At 68.8% G+C, this 18,292-nt stretch carries 15 protein-coding genes and 1 tRNA gene; 6 read left to right on the top strand and 10 right to left on the bottom strand.

Annotation, left to right across the window (positions count from 1 at the left end; all coding sequences use genetic code 11):
• Positions 1-3: 3 nt before the first annotated feature.
• The 6 genes from MVG78_RS06175 to MVG78_RS06150 all read right to left on the bottom strand — a co-directional run bounded on the left by MVG78_RS06175 (position 4) and on the right by MVG78_RS06150 (position 8,204).
• Positions 4-1,227 (bottom strand): M20/M25/M40 family metallo-hydrolase, encoded by a 1,224-nt coding sequence (locus MVG78_RS06175; protein WP_247559118.1) that lies wholly within the window; start codon positions 1,225-1,227, stop codon positions 4-6.
• Positions 1,228-1,295: 68 nt separating this feature from the next.
• Positions 1,296-2,867: an AbgT family transporter gene (locus MVG78_RS06170; RefSeq protein WP_247559116.1), complete on the bottom strand. Its 1,572-nt coding sequence runs from the start codon at positions 2,865-2,867 to the stop codon at positions 1,296-1,298.
• Positions 2,868-3,496: 629 nt separating this feature from the next.
• Positions 3,497-3,754: a GlsB/YeaQ/YmgE family stress response membrane protein gene (locus tag MVG78_RS06165; protein ID WP_247559114.1), complete on the bottom strand. Its 258-nt coding sequence runs from the start codon at positions 3,752-3,754 to the stop codon at positions 3,497-3,499.
• 142 nt (positions 3,755-3,896) lie between these two features.
• Positions 3,897-5,111, bottom strand: a complete 1,215-nt coding sequence (locus MVG78_RS06160; protein WP_247560324.1) for a TIGR03862 family flavoprotein — start codon at positions 5,109-5,111, stop codon at positions 3,897-3,899.
• Between the two features lie 50 nt (positions 5,112-5,161).
• A complete protein-coding gene (locus MVG78_RS06155) occupies positions 5,162-6,847 on the bottom strand; it encodes a M3 family oligoendopeptidase (protein WP_247559112.1) in 1,686 nt (561 codons plus the stop codon).
• 58 nt (positions 6,848-6,905) lie between these two features.
• Complete coding sequence (locus MVG78_RS06150) at positions 6,906-8,204, bottom strand: Hsp70 family protein (protein WP_247559111.1); 1,299 nt, start codon at positions 8,202-8,204, stop codon at positions 6,906-6,908.
• A gap of 152 nt (positions 8,205-8,356) precedes the next feature.
• On the opposite strand from MVG78_RS06150, the gene MVG78_RS06145 reads away from it, so the two are divergent.
• Positions 8,357-9,010: a glutathione S-transferase family protein gene (locus tag MVG78_RS06145; RefSeq protein WP_247559109.1), complete on the top strand. Its 654-nt coding sequence runs from the start codon at positions 8,357-8,359 to the stop codon at positions 9,008-9,010.
• 99 nt (positions 9,011-9,109) lie between these two features.
• On the opposite strand, the gene proB is transcribed toward MVG78_RS06145, so the two are convergent.
• From proB to rplU, 4 genes are all read right to left on the bottom strand, one after another.
• Positions 9,110-10,222 (bottom strand): glutamate 5-kinase, encoded by a 1,113-nt coding sequence (proB, locus tag MVG78_RS06140; RefSeq protein ID WP_247559107.1) that lies wholly within the window; start codon positions 10,220-10,222, stop codon positions 9,110-9,112.
• On the bottom strand, positions 10,219-11,229 hold the full coding sequence (obgE, locus tag MVG78_RS06135) for a GTPase ObgE (protein WP_027282734.1): 1,011 nt from the start codon (positions 11,227-11,229) through the stop codon (positions 10,219-10,221). Before obgE ends, proB begins: the two co-directional genes overlap by 4 nt.
• A gap of 112 nt (positions 11,230-11,341) precedes the next feature.
• Entirely contained in the window at positions 11,342-11,623 is a 282-nt protein-coding gene (gene rpmA / locus MVG78_RS06130; RefSeq protein ID WP_027282735.1) for a 50S ribosomal protein L27, read from the bottom strand.
• Between the two features lie 25 nt (positions 11,624-11,648).
• Positions 11,649-11,966 (bottom strand): 50S ribosomal protein L21, encoded by a 318-nt coding sequence (gene rplU, locus MVG78_RS06125; RefSeq protein ID WP_027282736.1) that lies wholly within the window; start codon positions 11,964-11,966, stop codon positions 11,649-11,651.
• A 190-nt stretch (positions 11,967-12,156) separates the two neighbouring features.
• Here rplU and MVG78_RS06120 point away from each other — a divergent pair.
• The 5 genes from MVG78_RS06120 to MVG78_RS06100 all read left to right on the top strand — a co-directional run bounded on the left by MVG78_RS06120 (position 12,157) and on the right by MVG78_RS06100 (position 18,291).
• Positions 12,157-12,246, top strand: a tRNA-Ser gene (locus tag MVG78_RS06120).
• A gap of 237 nt (positions 12,247-12,483) precedes the next feature.
• Entirely contained in the window at positions 12,484-13,995 is a 1,512-nt protein-coding gene (locus MVG78_RS06115; protein ID WP_247559104.1) for a tyrosine-type recombinase/integrase, read from the top strand.
• The gene (locus MVG78_RS06110) at positions 13,995-14,570 is read left to right on the top strand and encodes a hypothetical protein (RefSeq protein ID WP_247559102.1); all 576 of its coding nucleotides are present in this window, start codon (positions 13,995-13,997) and stop codon (positions 14,568-14,570) included. The genes MVG78_RS06115 and MVG78_RS06110 overlap by 1 nt, the downstream gene beginning before the upstream one ends.
• A gap of 567 nt (positions 14,571-15,137) precedes the next feature.
• Entirely contained in the window at positions 15,138-17,276 is a 2,139-nt protein-coding gene (locus tag MVG78_RS06105; RefSeq protein WP_247559100.1) for an AAA family ATPase, read from the top strand.
• 580 nt (positions 17,277-17,856) lie between these two features.
• Positions 17,857-18,291, top strand: a complete 435-nt coding sequence (locus tag MVG78_RS06100; protein WP_247559099.1) for a hypothetical protein — start codon at positions 17,857-17,859, stop codon at positions 18,289-18,291.
• The last annotated feature ends 1 nt before the right edge of the window (position 18,292 follow it).

The raw sequence follows: 18,292 nt of genomic DNA, 5'->3' as shown, positions 1-18,292 counted from the left end.
TGTTCAGAAGGCCGGAGCCCTGGCGGACTCCGCCAGAGTCGCCAGGGCCACCGCCATGCGGCAGCCCAGGGCGAATTCCGAAAGATCCACATATTCCTTGATCGTGTGGATCTCGGCCTGACCGGCACCGAAGGTCACGGTCGGCACACCGTGCTTGACCAGCCAATTGGCGTCCAGTCCGCCGTTGGACGAGATGGTGTATGGTTCCAGGCCAATCGACTCCGCCGCCTTCCTCGCATGCAGCACCGCGGGCGAGTCCTCCTCCAACTGGAAGGGCGGATAGGCGGTCCTCGCCTCGAACCTCATCTCGGCCTGTGCCCCTTCGGCATCGGTGATCTCCGCCTGTGCCCTGGCGAAGGCCTCCCTATAGGCTTCCGCGATCCTGGCGGCGAAGGCGGCGTCCGGGCTTCGCGCCTCGCCCAGGAGATGCACATAGTCCGTGACGACGTTGGTCGCATCGCCGGCGGCCTTCCCATCCTTGCCGCCGAACACGCCCGCATTGCTGGAACCCCGGCCTTCCGGCTTGACCACCTTGCCGAACCAGCCGCCGCGATGGGCCTCGGCGAGAGCGACAGAGGCCACCAGGATGGCGGAGATGCCTTTCTCCGGTGCGACGCCGGCATGCGCCGCGCGGCCCTTGATCTCCACCTCCCAGCTCTGCTGGCCGACCGCGCCGATGGTGAGCTTGGCGGCATGCGTGCCATCCACGTTGAAGCCCATCACCGCCCCGCCCAGATCCGCCGGATCGAGTTCCCGCGCGCCATGCAGCCCGCTCTCCTCCCGGACCGTGAAGAGCAGGGTGATGGGCGGGTGGGGCAGCCCTTGCGCCAGCAGGCTCCGGGCCAGCGTCACCAGCACGGCGCAGCCGGTGCGGTTGTCGCCACCCAGTGCGGTCGTGCCGTCGGAGACGATATGGTCCCCCTCGCGTCGCGGCCTGGCGCCCCGGCACAGCGGCACCGTGTCGAGATGTGTCGAGAAAAGCAGGCGCGGCCCCGGCCGCGTGCCGGGCAGGTCGACAATGAGGTTGCCGGTTTCTGTCGGCAGGGGGATGCGCTTGTGGGCACTGTCGTGGCGGATGGCGGAAGCCGGCACACCGGCGGCCTTCAGCGCCTCGGTGACGGCGGCGGCGATTGCACCCTCCTCGCCCGTGACGCCGTCGATCTCCAGGAACCGCATCAGGAGATCCTCGGCGAAGGCCATGTCCGCGGAATCGGTGGCGCTGCTCATGATCTGGCTCGCTTCCTGTTGTTCCGGCATGAACGCCGGTGTCCGAATCTCGCCCGTCACCCCCCCCGTCACACACCCCACGGAATGCCGAGCCAGTACCAGAGCGTGAAAAGCCCCAGCCAGGTGACGAGCATCCACATCACGTAGGGCAGCATCAGTGTGAGCACTGTTCCGACACCGGCGCTCCTGTCGTATCGCTGGAAGAAGCCCAGGATCAGCGCATACATCGACAGCATGGGCGTGGCGATGTTCGGCACCGAATCGCCGATCCGGTACCCCGCCAGTACCGCCTCCGGCGGAACGCCCAGCCGCATGAGAAGCGGCACGAAGATGGGGGCCAGCATCGCCCATTTCGCGACCGCGCCCGTGATGAACAGGTCCAGCACGCAGATGACCAGGATGAAGCCGATGAGCAGCCAGAACGGCCCGATCTGGGTGGTCTGCAGCACATCGGACATCGAGATGGCCAGGATCGTCGCGATGTTGCTGTAGTTGAAATAGGCGACGAACTGGCTGATGAAGAACATGACGAGCATCATGCCGCTCAGTCCGGTCACCGTCTTCTGCATCGCCTTGATGACGTCGCCGATACCGTTCATCGTCCTCGCGCCGATGCCATAGGCGGCACCGCAGGCCAGGAAGACCACGGCGATGATGACCACCAGGCCGTTCATGAAGGGCGTGTTGCCGATGATCGCGCCGGTGGCCGGATCGCGCAGCGCCGCTCCGGGCGGAAAGGTCAGCAGCCCGAAGAGGAGTGCCACCGCCGCCAGGGCGACGAGCGCGAAGCGCAGCCCGCGCGCCTCATTGGCCGGTGCCGTCTCCTCCGTCGCGGCAGCGGCTCCCTCGCCCTCCGGCAGCAGCGTCCCGCCATAGGCACCGAGGCGGGGCTCGATGATCCGCTCGGTGATGAGCGTGACCACGACGGTCAGGAACAGGGTGGAGGCGATGCTGAACCAGATGTTCGAGGCCAGCCCGATGGAAACGCTGGGATCGATCAGGCGGATGGCGTCGTTCGTCATCTCGGCGAGGACGGCATCGATGGGCTTGATGAACATGTTCACCGAGAAGGCGCCGCCGACGGCGGCGAAACCCGCGGCCAGCCCCGCGATGGGATGCCGGCCGACCTTGAGGAAGGCGACGGCCGCCAGCGGGATCAGGACGAGGTAGCCGGCATTGGAGGCGATGCTCGACACGATGCCGACGAAGACGAGGATATAGCACAGTGCCCAGTACGGGGCGACGCGCACGACCTTTCGGATCATCGCATCGACCAATCCCGCTTCCTCGGCCACGCCGACGCCGAGCATGGCGACGAAGAGCTGCCCCAGCGCGGTGAACCCCAGGAAGATCGGGATCATCCGTTCGACCATGAAGCGGATGCCGTCGGCCCGCAGCAGGCTCCGCACCGCCGTGGTCGTCGATTCGACGTCGTTCGTCCCGGGGTTGATGACCAGATAGGTGACGCTGACGCCGGCCATGTCGAGGAGATGGGACAGCACGACGACGATGGCGATCAGGATGAGAAACAGGACGATCGGGTTCGGAACCCTGTTGCCGATCCTTTCCACCACGTCGAGGAAGCTCTGCATGGCGGACCTGGGAGCCTCGGGACTTATCCCTTCCTCGGACTGGTGCATCTGGGCCTCTCCGCGTGCTGGGGTCTGCAACGGCGCCGCCGGAACCGGGTCAGGGCGATCCAGGAAAGGGTCCCGCGGCAGGAGCGATGATGGCGGCCATGAGCATGTCCATCCGGCTTTCGCGATGGGCCATCCTCAGCGAGGGCGGCATGGCCTGGGCATGAGGCGGGGCGCCGGCCGTGGCCACGCCGCAGCGCGGGATCGGCACCGTGCCTGGCATCACCATGTCCTATCCCTCCCTGCGGCCGGGTCGATCCTGCTCGCGCGCGTGGTATTCTTGTCGCTGCACGGCAGGTAGGCACAAGATGCCCGGAGTACTCGACCTGTGCTCCGCATTCCAAATCCCTGGCCGGGACGGGCGCGCGAGGAAGTGGGGCTGATGTCACCGCGGCCGCGAACGGCCCTGCCGGGACCGGCCGGCCTGCTGCGTGAATGGATTGCCGGAGAAACCGGAGAGAGAAAGCGAGGCGCCGGCGGGGGTGAAACGGCCCGCCGGAACCCGGCCCGAAGACGGAAGGCCCTTCGGGGAAGCACTGGCGCCGACCGACTCAGCCGATCCGGCGGGGACTCCTGGAGCCGGCCAGGCCGGCTCCTTCGTGCAAAGGTCGATCAGCCTGGAGGCTGTCCCTTCAGAGGGAGTTCGAGCGCCGGGCCACCATGCGGTAGATGAAGAGAACGATGATGGCGCCGACGATGGAGGCGATGAACCCGGCCCCTTGCCCTGGTCCGTACCAGCCGACGGCCTGGCCGAGATAGGTGGCCACCACGGCGCCGACGATACCTAGGATCGTGGTGATGATGAAGCCGCCAGGGTCACGCCCAGGCATCAGGAACTTGGCGATCAGGCCCACGATGAAGCCGATGATGATGGTCCAGATGATGCCCACTTCGGTGTCTCCGGAAACGTTGTGAAACCTTGAGCGCCGACATGGCGGATGGGTTTCCCGCATGGCCGCGGGAATCGTCACGGTGCGGGCATGGAAGCATATCTACGGATGGGGACGGGGCGCACGCGCCTTTTTCCTCTCCTTATGATGCCGCCCCCGGCACGCGCAGCCAGCGCAGCATCCCCTCCGCCGCCGCGCGGCCGGTGCTGAAGCAGGCCTGGAGCAGGTAGCCGCCGGTCGGCGCCTCCCAGTCCAGCATCTCGCCCGCCACGAAGACGCCAGGACGGCGGCGGAGCATGAAGCCCGCCTCCACCTCCTCCCGGGCAATGCCGCCCGCCGAGGAGATGGCGCGTTCGATCGGCCGGATGCCCGTCAGGCGCAGCGGGAGGGCCTTGACCAGCTCCGCCAGCCGCGCCGGTTCCGACAGTCTCTCCGGCGCGCCGCGCGTCACTTCCCGCAACAGGCCGATCGCCACCGGCGGCAGGCCCAGGGACTTGCGCAGGAAGTTGGAAAGGGACTGCCCACGGCGTGGGGCGGAAAGCCGGCGCAGCACATCCCCGGCCGGAAGGTCCGGCCGCAGATCGAGCAGCGGCACCGCCTCTCCCCAGAGGGCGATGGCTTCGCGCAAGGGGGCGGAGAGGGCGTAGAACAAGCCGCCTTCCAGCCCTTCGGCCGTCACGACCGCCTCGCCCCGGACCGTGCGGCCCCCGAAATGCAGGGCGACGCGTTTCAGTGGCTCGCCCGCGGCGCGCTCGCGGAACAGGGGCGACCAGTCGAGGGTGAAGCCGGCATTGGCGGGGCGGAGCGGCGAGACGATGATCCCGGCCTCCCGCAGGACCGGCACCCAGGCGGCGTCCGAACCCAGGCGCGGCCAGGAGGCCCCCCCCAGGGCCAGGAGCGTGGCATCGGCCCGCCACGCGAAGGCATCCGCCCCCTCGGGCTCGAAGAGCAGCCTCCCCTGCCCGTCCCAGCCGGTCCAGCGATGCCGTGGGCGAAGTCGCACGCCCCGGGCCTCCAGCCGGCGGAGCCAGGCGCGCAGCAGCGGGGCCGCCTTGAAGGCCGTGGGAAAGACGCGGCCGCTGCTGCCGGTGAAGGTCGGCTGTCCCAGATCCTCGCACCAGCGGCGCAGCGCCTCGGGCGGGAAGGCCCGGATGGCGGGCTCCAGCCAGTCGCGGGCCTCGCCATAGCGGGGCAGGAAGGCGTCCAGCGGCTCGCTATGGGTCAGGTTCAGGCCGCCGCGCCCGGCGATCAGCAGCTTGCGGGCCGGCGACGGCATCCGGTCGAAGACCGTGACGGCACAGCCCGCCCCGGCCAGGCATTCCGCGGCGAAGAGCCCGGCGGGGCCGGCGCCGACCACGGCAACCACCGCTGCGCCTTTGGGCCGCCCCTCCCCCGGGAGAGCCTCCGTCACGCCCCGAGCACGGCCTCGGCCTCGCGCACCACCTCGGCCAAAGCGCCCGACTCGAAGGGAGAGACGAGGCCGGCGGAGCGGACGAGCTCGCCGAAGGGGGCCGAGCCGCCCTGCCCGCAAAGGGCGACATAGGTTTCCAGCGTGCCCGCATAGTCGCGGCGGGACTTCACCCAGAGCTGCATCGCGCAGCAGAGCGCCAGGGTGTAGTCGATGTAGTAGAAGGGCGAGCGGTAGATGTGGTGCTTGGCCTGCCAGCGCCCGCCGCGGGCCGGATAGGCGAGGTCGCCATAATCCGTCCAGGGCATGTAGAGCTTCTCCAGCCGCTGCCAGATCGCATGGCGCTCGGCCGGTGTGGCGTCGGGGTTGGCGTAGACCTCGTGCTGGAAGTGGTCCACGCAGACGCCATAGGGCAGGAAGGCCAGCGAGGTGATCAGGTGCAGGCGGCGGAAGCGGTCGGCGGCGCCGGGTTCCACCATCTTCTCCATCTGCGGCCAGGTGAGGAATTCGAGGCCCATGGAGTGGATCTCGGCAGCCTCCATGGTCGGCCAGAGATAGTCGATGCCCGGCTGCTCGCGGCTTTCCCAGTTCTGGAAGGCGTGCCCCATCTCGTGCGTGAAGACGCCGATATCATGGTTGGTGCCGTTGAAGTTGGCGAAGATGAAGGGAACGCCGTAGCTGGGGAAAGAGGTGCAGAAGCCGCCCCCCGCCTTGCCCGGACGGTTCTTGAGGTCGAGGAAGCCGCCCTCGTGCATCAGGCGGTAGAAGGCGCCCAGGCGCGGGTCCATCGCATCGAACATCGCCTGGGCGCGGGTCACGAGCAGGTCGTGGCAGCCGGCGGGCTTGGGGTTTCCCCGGGGATCGACCAGCGCCTCGTCCCAGAAATACAGCCTCTCCCACCCGTTCTCGCGGCGCTGCCGCTCCATCAGGCGGGACACCAGGGGCACGACATGCTCCGCCACCTGCTCCCGGTACCGGGCCACCTCCGCCGGTCCGTAATCCACCCGGCGCATGTTGCGGTAGGCGAGCGGCGTGTAGCTGTCATAGCCCAGCTTGCGCGCCATGCCGTGGCGCAGCTTCACCAGCCCGTCATAGATCGCGTCCAGCTCCTTCGCATTCGCCTCGAAGAAGCTCCAGCGCAGGCGTTCGGCACGGTGGCGGATATCGCGGTCCAGGTCCTCGGCATAGGGGGTGAGGCCGGACAGGTTCACCGACTTGCCGCCGATCTCGAAGCGGGCGGAGGCGAGTAGCGCGGTGTAGCGGGCACCGAGCTTTGCCTCCTCTTCCAGATCCTTCGCGATCGCCGGCTCGAAGGTGGTGATGTCGGTTTCCCACAGGCGCAGCGCATGGGCGCCGACGAGACGCTCCAGCGCACGCCGGTCGGGCTCGGCCAGGAGGCGGCGCTTGACGGCAACCTCATGCTCCGTCGCGACCGGGGCCAGGGCGTCGGCATATTCGCGCGCCGCCCTGATCTCCTCATCGGTGGTGTCCTGCGAGAAGCGCAGATGCACCAGGGAGTTCCAGGTCTCGTATTCGCGCCGCAGCCGGTCCCATTCCTCCAGCGCCTCGGCATGGCCGGAGGTGCCGGGACGGCCCAGCAGCGCCTCGATGACGGCGTATCGCGCGGAGAGACTTTCCCGGCTCGGCGTCTCGGCGTCGATATCCTCGAAGCGGATCTGGCTCATGGCGGTTCTTCCCGTTCCGGGCTGTTCGTTCGGGCGGGGGAGCGTGCCTCCCCCGGCGCTATCTATCCTGCGCCTCGGCGCCGATCAGCGCGAGACCCTCCGCCACCGAGACGAACTCACTGCCGCCCGCCACCCGCTCCGGGCCGAAGCGGCGCTCGAAGAGCCGGCGCACCGCCGGGACCAGCGAGGTGCCGCCGGTGAGGAAGACGCGGTCCACCTCCCCTTCCCGCAGGCCCGCATCGGCCAGGGCGCGGTCCACCGCCGCCTCGAACTGGGCCAGTTCCGGGGCGATCCAGCGCTCGAAATTGGCGCGGGCCACCTCCTCCTCCAGCCGGAAACCCTCATGCTCGAAGCGCAGCATGGTGGTGGGGGCGCGGGAGAGTGCGGCCTTGGCGCCGGAGACGGCCTGGTAGAGCGCGTAGCCCGCCTCCTCCTCGATGAAGCGGATCAGGTGGTGCAGGCGCTCGGGATGGTCGGCGGTGCGGGCGACCTCCTCGATCTCGCGCAGGGTGCGCGGGGCGCGCATCAGGGAGAGGCGGTGCCAGCGGGCGAAATTGGCGTACCAGCCGGGCGGCACGGGCAGGTCCTTGCCCATGATCTCATAGCTCGTGCCCTTGCCGAGGCGCGGCGAGACCACATGGTCGATGATGCGGTAGTCCAGCGCATCGCCCGCGATGCCGACGCCGGCATGGCCGAGCGGCGCGACGCGGCGCGGCGGGCCGGGCTCGAAGCGCAGGATGGAGAAGTCGCTGGTGCCGCCACCGAAATCGCCCACCAGCACGGTGGCCGCGCCGTCCAGGGTGCTGGCGAAGCGGTGGCCCGCCGCCTCGGGCTCCAGCGCCACCTGGATCCGCCCCTGGCCGGCGGCGCGGAAGCCGTCGCGCAGCCGGGCCTCGCCGAGCGCGTCATCCGCCGTCTCGCCCACGAAGCGCACCGGGCGGCCGGCGACGACATGGGCCCCGGCGGGCAGGCCGCCCGCCGAGTCGAAGAGGCCGTTGAGGAGCAGGCCGACGAGCTGGTCCAGCGCGTAGGAACGGCCGAAGACCCGTGTCTCCATCAGACTCCTCTGCGCCAGGTAGCTCTTGATCGACATGATCAGGCGGCTGGCGAGCGGGTCCTCCAGATACGCCTCGATGGCGCGGGGGCCAGCGGCATGCCGGGTGGCGGCGCGGCCCGCGGCCCCGTGTTCCGTCCAGAAGCATAGGACGGAGCGGAAGGTGTCCAGCACCTCCCGCCCCACGGCATAGCGGGCGGTAGCGACGGAACCGTCCGGCTGCAGCGTGGCGATGACGCTGTTGGTGGTGCCGAAGTCGATGCCCACGACAGGACGGCCCATGGCGGCATGGGGAGAGGACATGGGCGGGGCTCCGCTGGGGCGAGGGGGGCACGTCTTAGAGCCAAAACCGGCGGGCCGGACAAGAGGCGGCGCGGCGTTTTCCGTGGAACAGCCCGCACGGCTGCCGCCCCGGCGCGTTATCCTGCCCCGCGCCGCACAGCAGGGAGGCCACGATGCTGACCATCCATCACCTGAACAATTCCCGGTCCCAGCGGGTGCTCTGGCTGCTGGAGGAGCTGGGGGTGCCCTATGAGGTGAAGCGCTACGAGCGCGACCCGCAGACCATCCTGGCCCCGCCGGAGCTGCGGGCGGTGCATCCGCTGGGCAAGTCACCGGTCCTCACGGAGGACGGGATGGTCCTGGCCGAGACCGGGGCGATCGTGGAGTACATCCTGGACCGGCATGGCGGGGGACGGCTCCAACCGGCCAAGGACGGGCCGCACTGGTGGCCCTGCCGGCACTGGATGCACCATGCCGAGGGCTCGGCCATGCCGCCCCTGGTGATGACGCTTCAGCTCAACCGCGCCGCCGAGCGCGTGCCGCCGGAGGCCGGGGCGGCGCTCGCGAAGATCCGCGACGGCTTCGTGGCGCCCGGGCTGGAGCGGATGAAGCAGTACTGGAATGATGCCCTGGCGGAGACGGGCTGGTTCGCCGGGCCGCAGATGACGGTGGCGGACATCATGATGAGCTTCCCGATCGAGGCGGCGACGCATCGCGCGCCCTTCGGCGAGGCACAGCCGAACCCGGCGCGGTTCCTGGAGCGCATCCACGCCCGGCCGGCCTACCGGCGGGCGCTGGAGCGGGGCGGACCCTATGCCTATGCATGAGGCAACGCGGCGGTGGCAGCCACCGGGTGGATCAGGCATCGGCTGACGCCGAACCATTCGGAGAGGGTCCCGGAAAGGCAGCCCCCCCGGGGCCCGTGGTCAGAGCAGGACCAGGTCGTCCCGGTGGATGATCTCGTCGCGGCCACGCAGGCCGAGGATGGCCTCGATCTCGTCGGTGTGGCGGCCGGCGATGCGCTGGGCCGCATCGGCGTCATAGGCGGACAGGCCACGGGCGACCTCGCGGCCGGATTCGTCGCGGACGGAGATGGGGTCGCCGCGAGTGAAGCTGCCCGAGACCTCCCGCACCCCGGCGGGGAGGAGGGAGGAGCCGTTGCGCAGCGCGCGGACGGCACCGGCATCCACCGTGACGGCGCCATGCGGGGCGAGGCTGCCGGCGATCCAGGCCTTGCGGGCGCTGCGGCCCTCGGGAGCCGGGAGGAACCAGGTGCAACGGCCGCCTTCGAGCAGGTGCCGGAGCGGGTTCAGGCGGGTGCCGAGCGCGATGGCCATGGCGCAGCCGGCGCCGGTCGCGATCTTCGCGGCCAGAAGCTTGGTGCGCATGCCGCCGGAGGAATAGCCGGGCGGCGGCTCGCCCCCCATGGCCATGATCTCGTCGGTGATGCGCTCGATGACCGGCAGGTGCCGCGCCTCCGGATCACGGCGCGGATCGGCGGTGTAGAGGCCGTCGATGTCGGAGAGCAGGACCAGGGCATCCGCCTGCACCATCTCCGCCACCCGGGCGGCGAGGCGGTCATTGTCGCCGAAGCGGATCTCCGCCGTGGCGACCGTGTCGTTCTCGTTGATCACCGGCACGCAGCCCAGGCCCAGCAGGGTGGAGAGCGTGGCGCGGGCGTTCAGGTAGCGGCGGCGGTCCTCGCTGTCCTCCAGGGTCAGGAGGAGCTGCGCGGCGGCGATGCCATGGGCGGCGAAGACGCCCTGCCAGGCGCCGGCGAGGCGGATCTGCCCGACCGCGGCGGCGGCCTGCTTCTCCTCCAGCTTCAGGCGCGGCTGGGTCAGGCCGAGGACGCGGCGGGCCAGGGCGATGGCGCCGGAGGAGACCAGGATGACCTCGGCCCCGCTTTCGCGCAGCGCGGCGAGGTCGGCGGCGACGGAGGCCAGCCAGGCCTCGCGCGGCGCGGCGGTCTCCGGGTCCACCACCAGGGCGGAGCCGACCTTGACGACGATGCGGCGGGCGTTGCGGAGATCGATCATGCCGTACGCTCCGCCCGGTCGGCGGCGACGGCGTCGGCCAGGGCGCGGAGGACCTCCGGCACGCCCTCGCCGCTCGCGCCGCTGATCAGCATGACCGGGCGGCCGGTGGCACGCTCCAGCGCCTTGACGCGGGAGGCGCGGGCCTGCGGCGTCATGGCGTCGGTCTTGTTGAGGGCGAGGATCTCGGGCTTCTCCGTCAGCCCGCCGCCATATTCCTCCAGCTCCCCGCGCACGGTCTTCCAGGCGGCGACCGGATCGGCCTGGGTGCCGTCGATCAGATGGAGCAGCACGGCGCAGCGCTCGATATGGCCGAGGAAGCGGGTGCCGAGGCCGGCCCCTTCCGCCGCGCCCTCGATCAGCCCAGGGATATCGGCCAGGACGAATTCCTCGGAGGCGTTGAGGCGCACCACGCCGAGCTGCGGATGCAGGGTGGTGAAGGGGTAGTCGGCGATCTTCGGCCGGGCGGCGGAAACGGCGGCGAGGAAGGTGCTCTTGCCCGCATTGGGCAGGCCGACCAGCCCGGCATCGGCGATCAGCTTGAGACGCAGCCAGACCCAGCGCTCCTCGCCCGGATAGCCCTTGTCGGCGCGGCGCGGCGCGCGGTTGGTCGAAGTCTTGTAGTGCGCGTTGCCATGGCCGCCATCGCCGCCGCGGCAGAGCGTGGCGCGCTGGCCGGGCTCGGTCAGGTCGGCCAGGACAGTCTCCTTGTCCTCGTCCAGCACCACCGTGCCGACGGGGACCTTGAGCACCACATCCTCGCTGCCCGCGCCGGTGCGGTCGGAACCGGCGCCGTTGCCGCCCTTGCGGGCACGGAAATGCTGGGCGTAGCGGTAGTCGATCAGGGTGTTCAGCCCCTCCACCGCCTCGACCACCACATCGCCGCCCCGGCCGCCATTGCCGCCATCCGGGCCGCCGAACTCGATGTATTTCTCGCGGCGGAAGGCCACGACGCCGTCACCGCCGTCGCCTGCCTTCAGATAGACCTTCGCTTCGTCGAGGAACTTCATCGGTTCGGGAGCCTGGAGAGGGAATGCGGGATCGGAGTGGACCCCTGAAACGACGAACGGGGGCCACGAGGGCCCCCGTCCGGTAAGACGAGCCGTTGGTGGGGGCGCGTGGTTACTCGGCAGCCACCGGGGCAGCCGCCGGGCGCGGGTCCACGGAGACCATCACGCGGCCCTCGGCCTTGCGGTCGAACTTCACGACGCCATCGGCCACGGCCTGGATGGAATGGTCGCGGGAGACGAGCACGTTGCGGCCCGGCAGCATCTTGGTGCCGCGCTGGGTCACGATGATGCAGCCGGACTTCACCGCCTGGCCGCCATAGAGCTTCACGCCGAGGCGCTTGCCGGCGGAGTCGCGACCGTTGCGGGAGGAACCGCCAGCCTTCTTATGAGCCATGGTGGGGTTTTCCTGTGTTTCTGGATCAGGCCGCGGCGATGTCGCCGATGCGCAGCACGGTCATGTGCTGGCGGTGGCCATTCTTGCGGCGGCTGTTCTGGCGGCGACGCTTCTTGAAGACGATCACCTTGTCGCCACGGGTCTGCTCGATCACCGTGGCGGTGACCGAGGCGCCGGCCACGGTGGGGGCGCCGATCGTCAGCCCGGACTCGCCACCGAGGACGAGGACGTCCTGGAAGGTCACGGTCTGGCCGGCTTCGGCCTCGAGCTTCTCGACGACCAGCACGGCGTTCGGGGTGACGCGGTACTGCTTGCCGCCCGTGCGGATCACTGCGTAGGTCATTGTTACGCCTGCTATATCAAGTCGATTGTGAGGCCGCGAGCGGCTTTGCGGCGTCACCTGGGGGATCCGCCGGGAGGCGCCGGATATAGCGACCCCTCCCCCGGGGAGTCAACGCAGAACCGCCCCTGCCCCCGTTGCGCTCGGCGCATTCCACCTCTATACGCGGCGCCGAAGCCTGTTCGGGCGGCGCGGAGAGGTGCCGGAGTGGTCGAACGGGTCGGTCTCGAAAACCGAAGTACGGGCAACTGTACCGTGGGTTCGAATCCCACCCTCTCCGCCAACGCCCCCATTTTCTGACGATCCGAGACGCGCCACCAGCGTCTAACGGTCGCTATTTGACCTACCCAATCCCCCTCTATCCTGTTGAAAAAGCGACGTTTTGTTCTGCATATGCTAGTGCGGGCGACGTTCTGCGCGTCTATCGCACGTCACCATTGCGCACCCGCTATCAGATGGTGTATTAGGGGACGCATCGGGGAACGGATCGGTCGCCCCCTCCGGTGGAAGGAACCGGCCCATGCCTCGCATTGCCAAGGGGTTGACCGCGATAGCGGTGCAGAACGCCAAGCCCGGACCCGGCGGCAAGCCGAAGCGGTATGGCGCCGGGGGCAACCTCTATCTGTTGGTGCGGCCCGCCGTGTTGCGGGAGGAAGACGCGGCCGGGGACGGCTCCGGTACCACGGGCCGCCCCCGCACGCGGGCGGAAGCACAGGCGAGCGCGGCCCGCGCGTGGGACGCCATGGAAGGACTGCGGGCGGGGACCATGACGCCGCAGGATGCGCGGGCGGTTGCCGCCGGGCGCCAGCCGGCCAAGGACGCCAAGGCGCCGCCCTTGGTGAAGTTCTGGTTGTTCCGATACACGATGCCGGGCGGGAAGCTGCGCGAGATGGGGCTAGGCTCGGCGCCCGGTTCCGTCTCGGGTGCGCCCCTGTCGCTCGCCGAAGCCCGTGAGAAGGCGGCTTCGCTGCTTCGCATGGTCCGGGAGGGCATAGACCCCTTGGAGCATCGGGACGCGCGGAAGGCGGCGGAGGCGGCCGAAGCCGAGCGTGCCAAGCTACGCGCCGTCACCTTCGCGCAGGCGGTCGAAGCGTTTCTTGCCGACAAGGTGGAAGACCGGGCGGACGCCAATGAGAAGCATATCGCGCAATGGCGCATGACCCTGACCACCTACGCCCTGCCGCACTTCGGCGACGTGCCGGTCGCGGCGGTGGAGGCATCGCACGTCCTGGCGGCGCTGCGCCCGATCTGGACGACGAAGGCGGAAACCGCGAGCCGGCTCCGGGGGCGCATCGAAGCCGTGTTGGACTACGCGACCGTCCGCAAATGGCGCGAGGGTCCGAACCCCGCGATGTGGAAGGGCAATCTTGCCTTCGTGCTCAAGGCGCGTAGCCAAATCGCCAAAGTTGAACATCATGCCGCCCTGGACTGGCGCCGCATCCCCGAGTTCATGAAGGCGTTGCGCGAGCGCGAAGGCACGTCCGCCCGCGCCTTGGAGTTCGCCATTCTGTGCGCGTCGCGATCCAGCGAAGTGCGCCTTGCGACGTGGCGCGAGATTGACCTTGACGCAGCCGACTGGAAAATCCCGGCCGCCCGCATGAAGGGGAAGCGTGAACACCGCGTCCCGCTGGCGCCCGCCGCCGTGGCATTGCTGCGCGGCCTTTTGCCGGCGGACGGCAAGCCCGATCCAGATGCGCTGATCTTCCCTGGCATGCGGAAGGGCACGCCGCTTTCTGACATGTCGCTTGGCGCGGTATTGAAGCGCATGGGGCATGCGGACCTGACGGCGCATGGCACGGCGCGAAGCACGTTTCGCGATTGGGCTGGCGAGGCATCATCGCATCCCGTCCATGTCGCCGAGATGGCGCTTGCGCACGTGGTCGCCGACAAGACGGAAGCTGCGTATGCGCGTGGCGACCTATTCGAGAAGCGCCGCACGTTGATGGCGGATTGGGCCGCGTATTGCGAGAAGGCGCCGGCTACCGTGCATCGGCTTCATGCTGACGCTGCGACGGCGGAGGCGGGGGCGTGATGCAGCCCTCCGCCTTCCGCGAGGCTTTCGCGCCCACGGCACGTGCAATGCTCGGCAACGAGGCAGTGACCGGGCGGGGCAACGCATTGGACGCGGTGCGCATCGTGAAAGCGATATGGACCGATGCGCGCATGGAAGACGTATGGCGCGAACTGCACCGCATGAGCCGCGCCGAACCTGCCGTGTTCCACTTCCCGGCACGGGCGGGGCAATGGCTTCGCAGGGCGAACGCGACGGCGGCCGAACGGCAGGCGGCCGGCGTGTGCTATCTCGCCGAGCAAGCCGCCTGGACGGCGCTGCAAGGATGGCCCACGGCAACCGATGATGCGGAGATGCAGGCCAGCGGCATGAAGGCCGATGCCGGATGCCTTCTTCGGGTTGAGCGGCATCGCACTGCCGCCGATCTGCGCGGCTTCATCGTCACCATGTCGGGTTGCGCTTGCCTGATTTTCGGCACGCCGCTGCATGGCGTGGTTGCCACCCTCGCGGCAATCACGCTCGGCGCCAGCGTGGACGGAGCGCAGGTAAAGCAGATGGTGCGCGGCCTCGCATTCGATCTTCGCCGAGAAGCTTAAAACACCATCGTGCGGCCGGTTCGCCTGTGGTCCAACTGCCGTCCATCGGCACCAACCCGAGACGATGGAGAAGGACCAGTGGTTATCACGCCCCATGCCGGCAGGTTCATCCCGCTCCCCGGAAACGGCCAGAAGTGCCCCGTGACGGGCCTGTGCCGCGCCAGCATCTACAACAAGGCCGCCGAAGGCGAGCTTCGCCTTATCAAGATCGGACGTTCCGTGCGGCTCGATGCCGAGCATGCGGCGCAATGGCTGCACACACACACACACACACACACAACACACACACACACACACACACACACACACACACACACACACACACACACACACACACACACACACACACACACACACACGCGAACCAGCCGACGCACACCGTCAAGCGCACGCTGCCGAAGAAGGCGAGCGAGCAAGAGCACGCCGCCTGACGAAACCGCCGGCTCCCGCCGCGTGGCGAGGATCGGCGGCGCTGCTTCCTGTCTCTCGCCCGGAACCCGAGACGATAGGCGCGCGTCACTGGTGCCGCGACGGTGCGTGCTGGCCCGAACTGTGAGGGCTGCGGCCGTGTCGAAAGTTGAAGCAGCCGTTGCATGGGCGCGGCGGGGCTACCGGGTCTTCCCTTGCCATGCTGACGAACCCGGCCGCGAGGGCAATGCGCGCCGGGCGAAGAAGCCGATGTGGGAGGGATGGACCGAATGGGCATCTTCGGATGAAGCCACGATCCGTTCGTGGTGGGGCTCGCAAGAGTTCAACATCGGTGTACTGACAACCGATCTGGTGGTTGTCGATATCGACATGAAGCACGACCGCGACGGCATGGCGTTGTGGTTCGCACTGTATGGCGGCTTCGATACCCTCGCGGTGCGCTCGCCCTCGGGCGGGCTGCATCTCTACTACACGGGCGCGAATGTCGCGCTGAACCAAGGCGCGCTTGGCGCCGGCCTCGATATCCGCAGCCATCATGGCTACGTGCTCGCGCCGGGCAGCACGATTGGTGGCGTGCCCTACCGTTTCGAGATTGACCAGCCGATGGCGCAGGCGCCACGCGAAGTCGTGTCGCGGTGCAAGCCGCCGGGCGGGCGCGCTACCAATGCGCAAGAGATGTTGGTTGATGAGGATAACGCGCGCGGGATCGCGCTCGCGGTCCAAGCCATCGCGGCGACGCCTCCGGCCATCGACGGGGAGCGCAGCGAAGTGGCCTATAAGCTGGCGTGCAAGGTGCGCGACTTCGGCATTTCGGAAGTCATGTGCCGCAGCCTCATGGCCGCCTGGGGCGCCGCCTCGAACGTGGCCGGCGACGATCTGCACATGCGGATCGGCAACGCCTACGCCTATGCGCAGAATGCCAGTGGCGCGAAGCACCCGGACGTTCTGTTCAGTGGGATCACCGTGCCGGAGCCGCCGCCCCTGATCTCGCCCGATGCCCTGGCGGCGGAGCGCGTGGCGTCCGCGCGCTCGCGGTTCAAGCTGGAAACGCTGGCCGATTGCGAGGCGGAGGAAGATGGCGCCTACATCGTCAAGGGTGCGCTGGCGCCGGGTAGCGTGAACTGCGTCTATGGCCCGCCCAACAGCGGCAAGAGCGTCTTCGCGTCGCATCTCGCGATGTGCGTTGCGCAGGGCCGCGAGTTCTTCGGGCGGAAGGTGACGGCTACGCGCACCCTCTACATCGCGTCCGAAAATCCCCGGAGTATCCGGCGACGGCTGCGCGCGCTGCGGCAACAGCACGGCGACACGCCCGACCTTCTGTTGATCGGCGCGACGCCCGACCTTTTCAATGCCAGCGGCGACGCCGAAGCCATCAGGCAAATCGTGCAGGATGAACGCATCGGCCTTGTCGTGCTTGACGTGCTCGCCGATGCCTTTCCCGGCATGGACGAAAACAGCAACACCGGCATGGGCCGCGTCGTGCAGGTTGCGAAGATGTGGGCCGCCACGGGCGCGGCCGTGATCCTCGTGCATCACGTCGCGAAGGACCATGGCGGCACGCCGCGCGGTCACGGCTCGCTTCTCGGTGCCCTTGATTGGGGCGTGCTCGTGGAACCGGACGCCGAGACGGGCACCGTCAGCGCCAAATGGTGGGGCGGCGGTTCCGGCGGCAAAATCCGCGATGGCGCGGGAGCCGCTGTTCAGTTCCGCAATGAGGTTGTGCCGCTGGGCAAGGATCGCGACGGCGAGCGCATCACCACGGTTGTATGCTGGGAGATGACGGCGGCGGAGATGCGCGCTGAGCGCGACGCGCAAATCAAGGGCAACCCTGCCAAGGTCCACGGCGAGGCGGTGCGCATCGCCATGTCGCTTCGCGCGCCGAACGCCGCCCCTGGCGACCCGCTGCCCTCCATTCCGTGCGACACGCTGAAAGAGGCATGCACGGCGGCGCGGGGCGTTCTGGACGCCGAGACGGATAAGGGGCGCAGCCGCGCATATCGAACGGCCGTCGCGACGCTGGAAGCCAAGGGCAGGCTCTACCGCGAGCCGGGCACGGAACGCTTCATCGTGTATGGCTGGGGCGACGGCGATCCTGTCGAGTTCAACAGCCGGCCCGATGTGCGCGACGCTCGGCTTGCCATGGAGAACCCCGGAGCCGCCGTTGTGTCGCAGGCGCATGCATCCGCCATTGTCGGGAGCATGCGCGGCGGCCCGACATTGAGGAAGGCGGACTTCGGCATTGTGTCCATTCCGACGCCCCCGAGCGCGCCTCACTGAAATCTCTACCTTCTGTCCAGAGTGTGGAGGCTGGGGGCGCAGGCGGGGCGCAGCAAGCGCAGGGCATAGCCCCCCTGCACCTGCTGCACCCTAACCCCGCGTGGTGCAGTCCGGTGCATTGCACCCCGATTGCGCTGCGCTGCACCCGAGCCCCTTCCGATGCAGCTTGGTCAAATCGGGCACTTCGCGGGGGAACCCGCATTCTGTTGAGGCGGGCATTTTGGACAGAATGCCAAGTATGTAAGCCAAGGGTGGTGGTTCGTATAAAATCCAAAGGGACAGATTGGACAGATTGTAGATAGCGCATCAGTTTGGATAACAATGGATGACGTTACTTTAGAACAGATAGTTTGACGTGCAACGCGACAAAATGTCTCAATAATACTTCCTACCGACAGCCGATTATTGCTTGACGGCGCTTTGTTTATTCGTATCTCATCGACTTCATGACTACATCGGATCAACATTCGCGGCGTTCACCCCCGGCGGTTCCCGTGCCCTCGCGGCATCCGGGGCTGCCGGCGCGCCGTGCCGCGAAGGGCCAACAGCCGGGGCGTTGCGCCCGGCGGGAGGTAGCGCCGTGACCTATCCGCCCCCGCCGCTGCCCACACCCGACGCTGCGCCGATCCCTTCGGCGCCCCGGAAGCGCGGGCGCCCGCCGGGCGCGAAGAACGTGGCCACCAAGATCGCGGAGGCGGCTGCGCGGGCTGCCCTGGACGGCATCACACCCGATGGCGGCCCGGCCAGCGCAACGGCCCTGACGCTGCTTCGGACGCTGTATCAGGACGCACGCCTTCCCATCGAACTGAGGATGAAGGCGGCTGCGCTGGCGGCACCGCTGGAAACCCCGCGACCGGGAACCACCCCGCCGCCGCCGAAAGGCGCGGAAGGGCTGGCCGCGAAACTGGACGCGGCGTTCAGGCGGATTGGCCGGCCGCGCGACGAAGAAGCGCCCGCCCCGGACGAAGCCCAAGCCGCCGCCGATGCGGCATGGCTCCGGGAACTCCTGTCGTGAT

The sequence above is a fragment of the Roseomonas gilardii subsp. gilardii genome (genome assembly GCF_023078375.1).
Lineage (GTDB): Bacteria > Pseudomonadota > Alphaproteobacteria > Acetobacterales > Acetobacteraceae > Roseomonas > Roseomonas gilardii.
The sequence above is the reverse complement of the archived record's forward strand: the minus strand, read 5'-3'. Positions and strand labels throughout refer to the sequence as shown.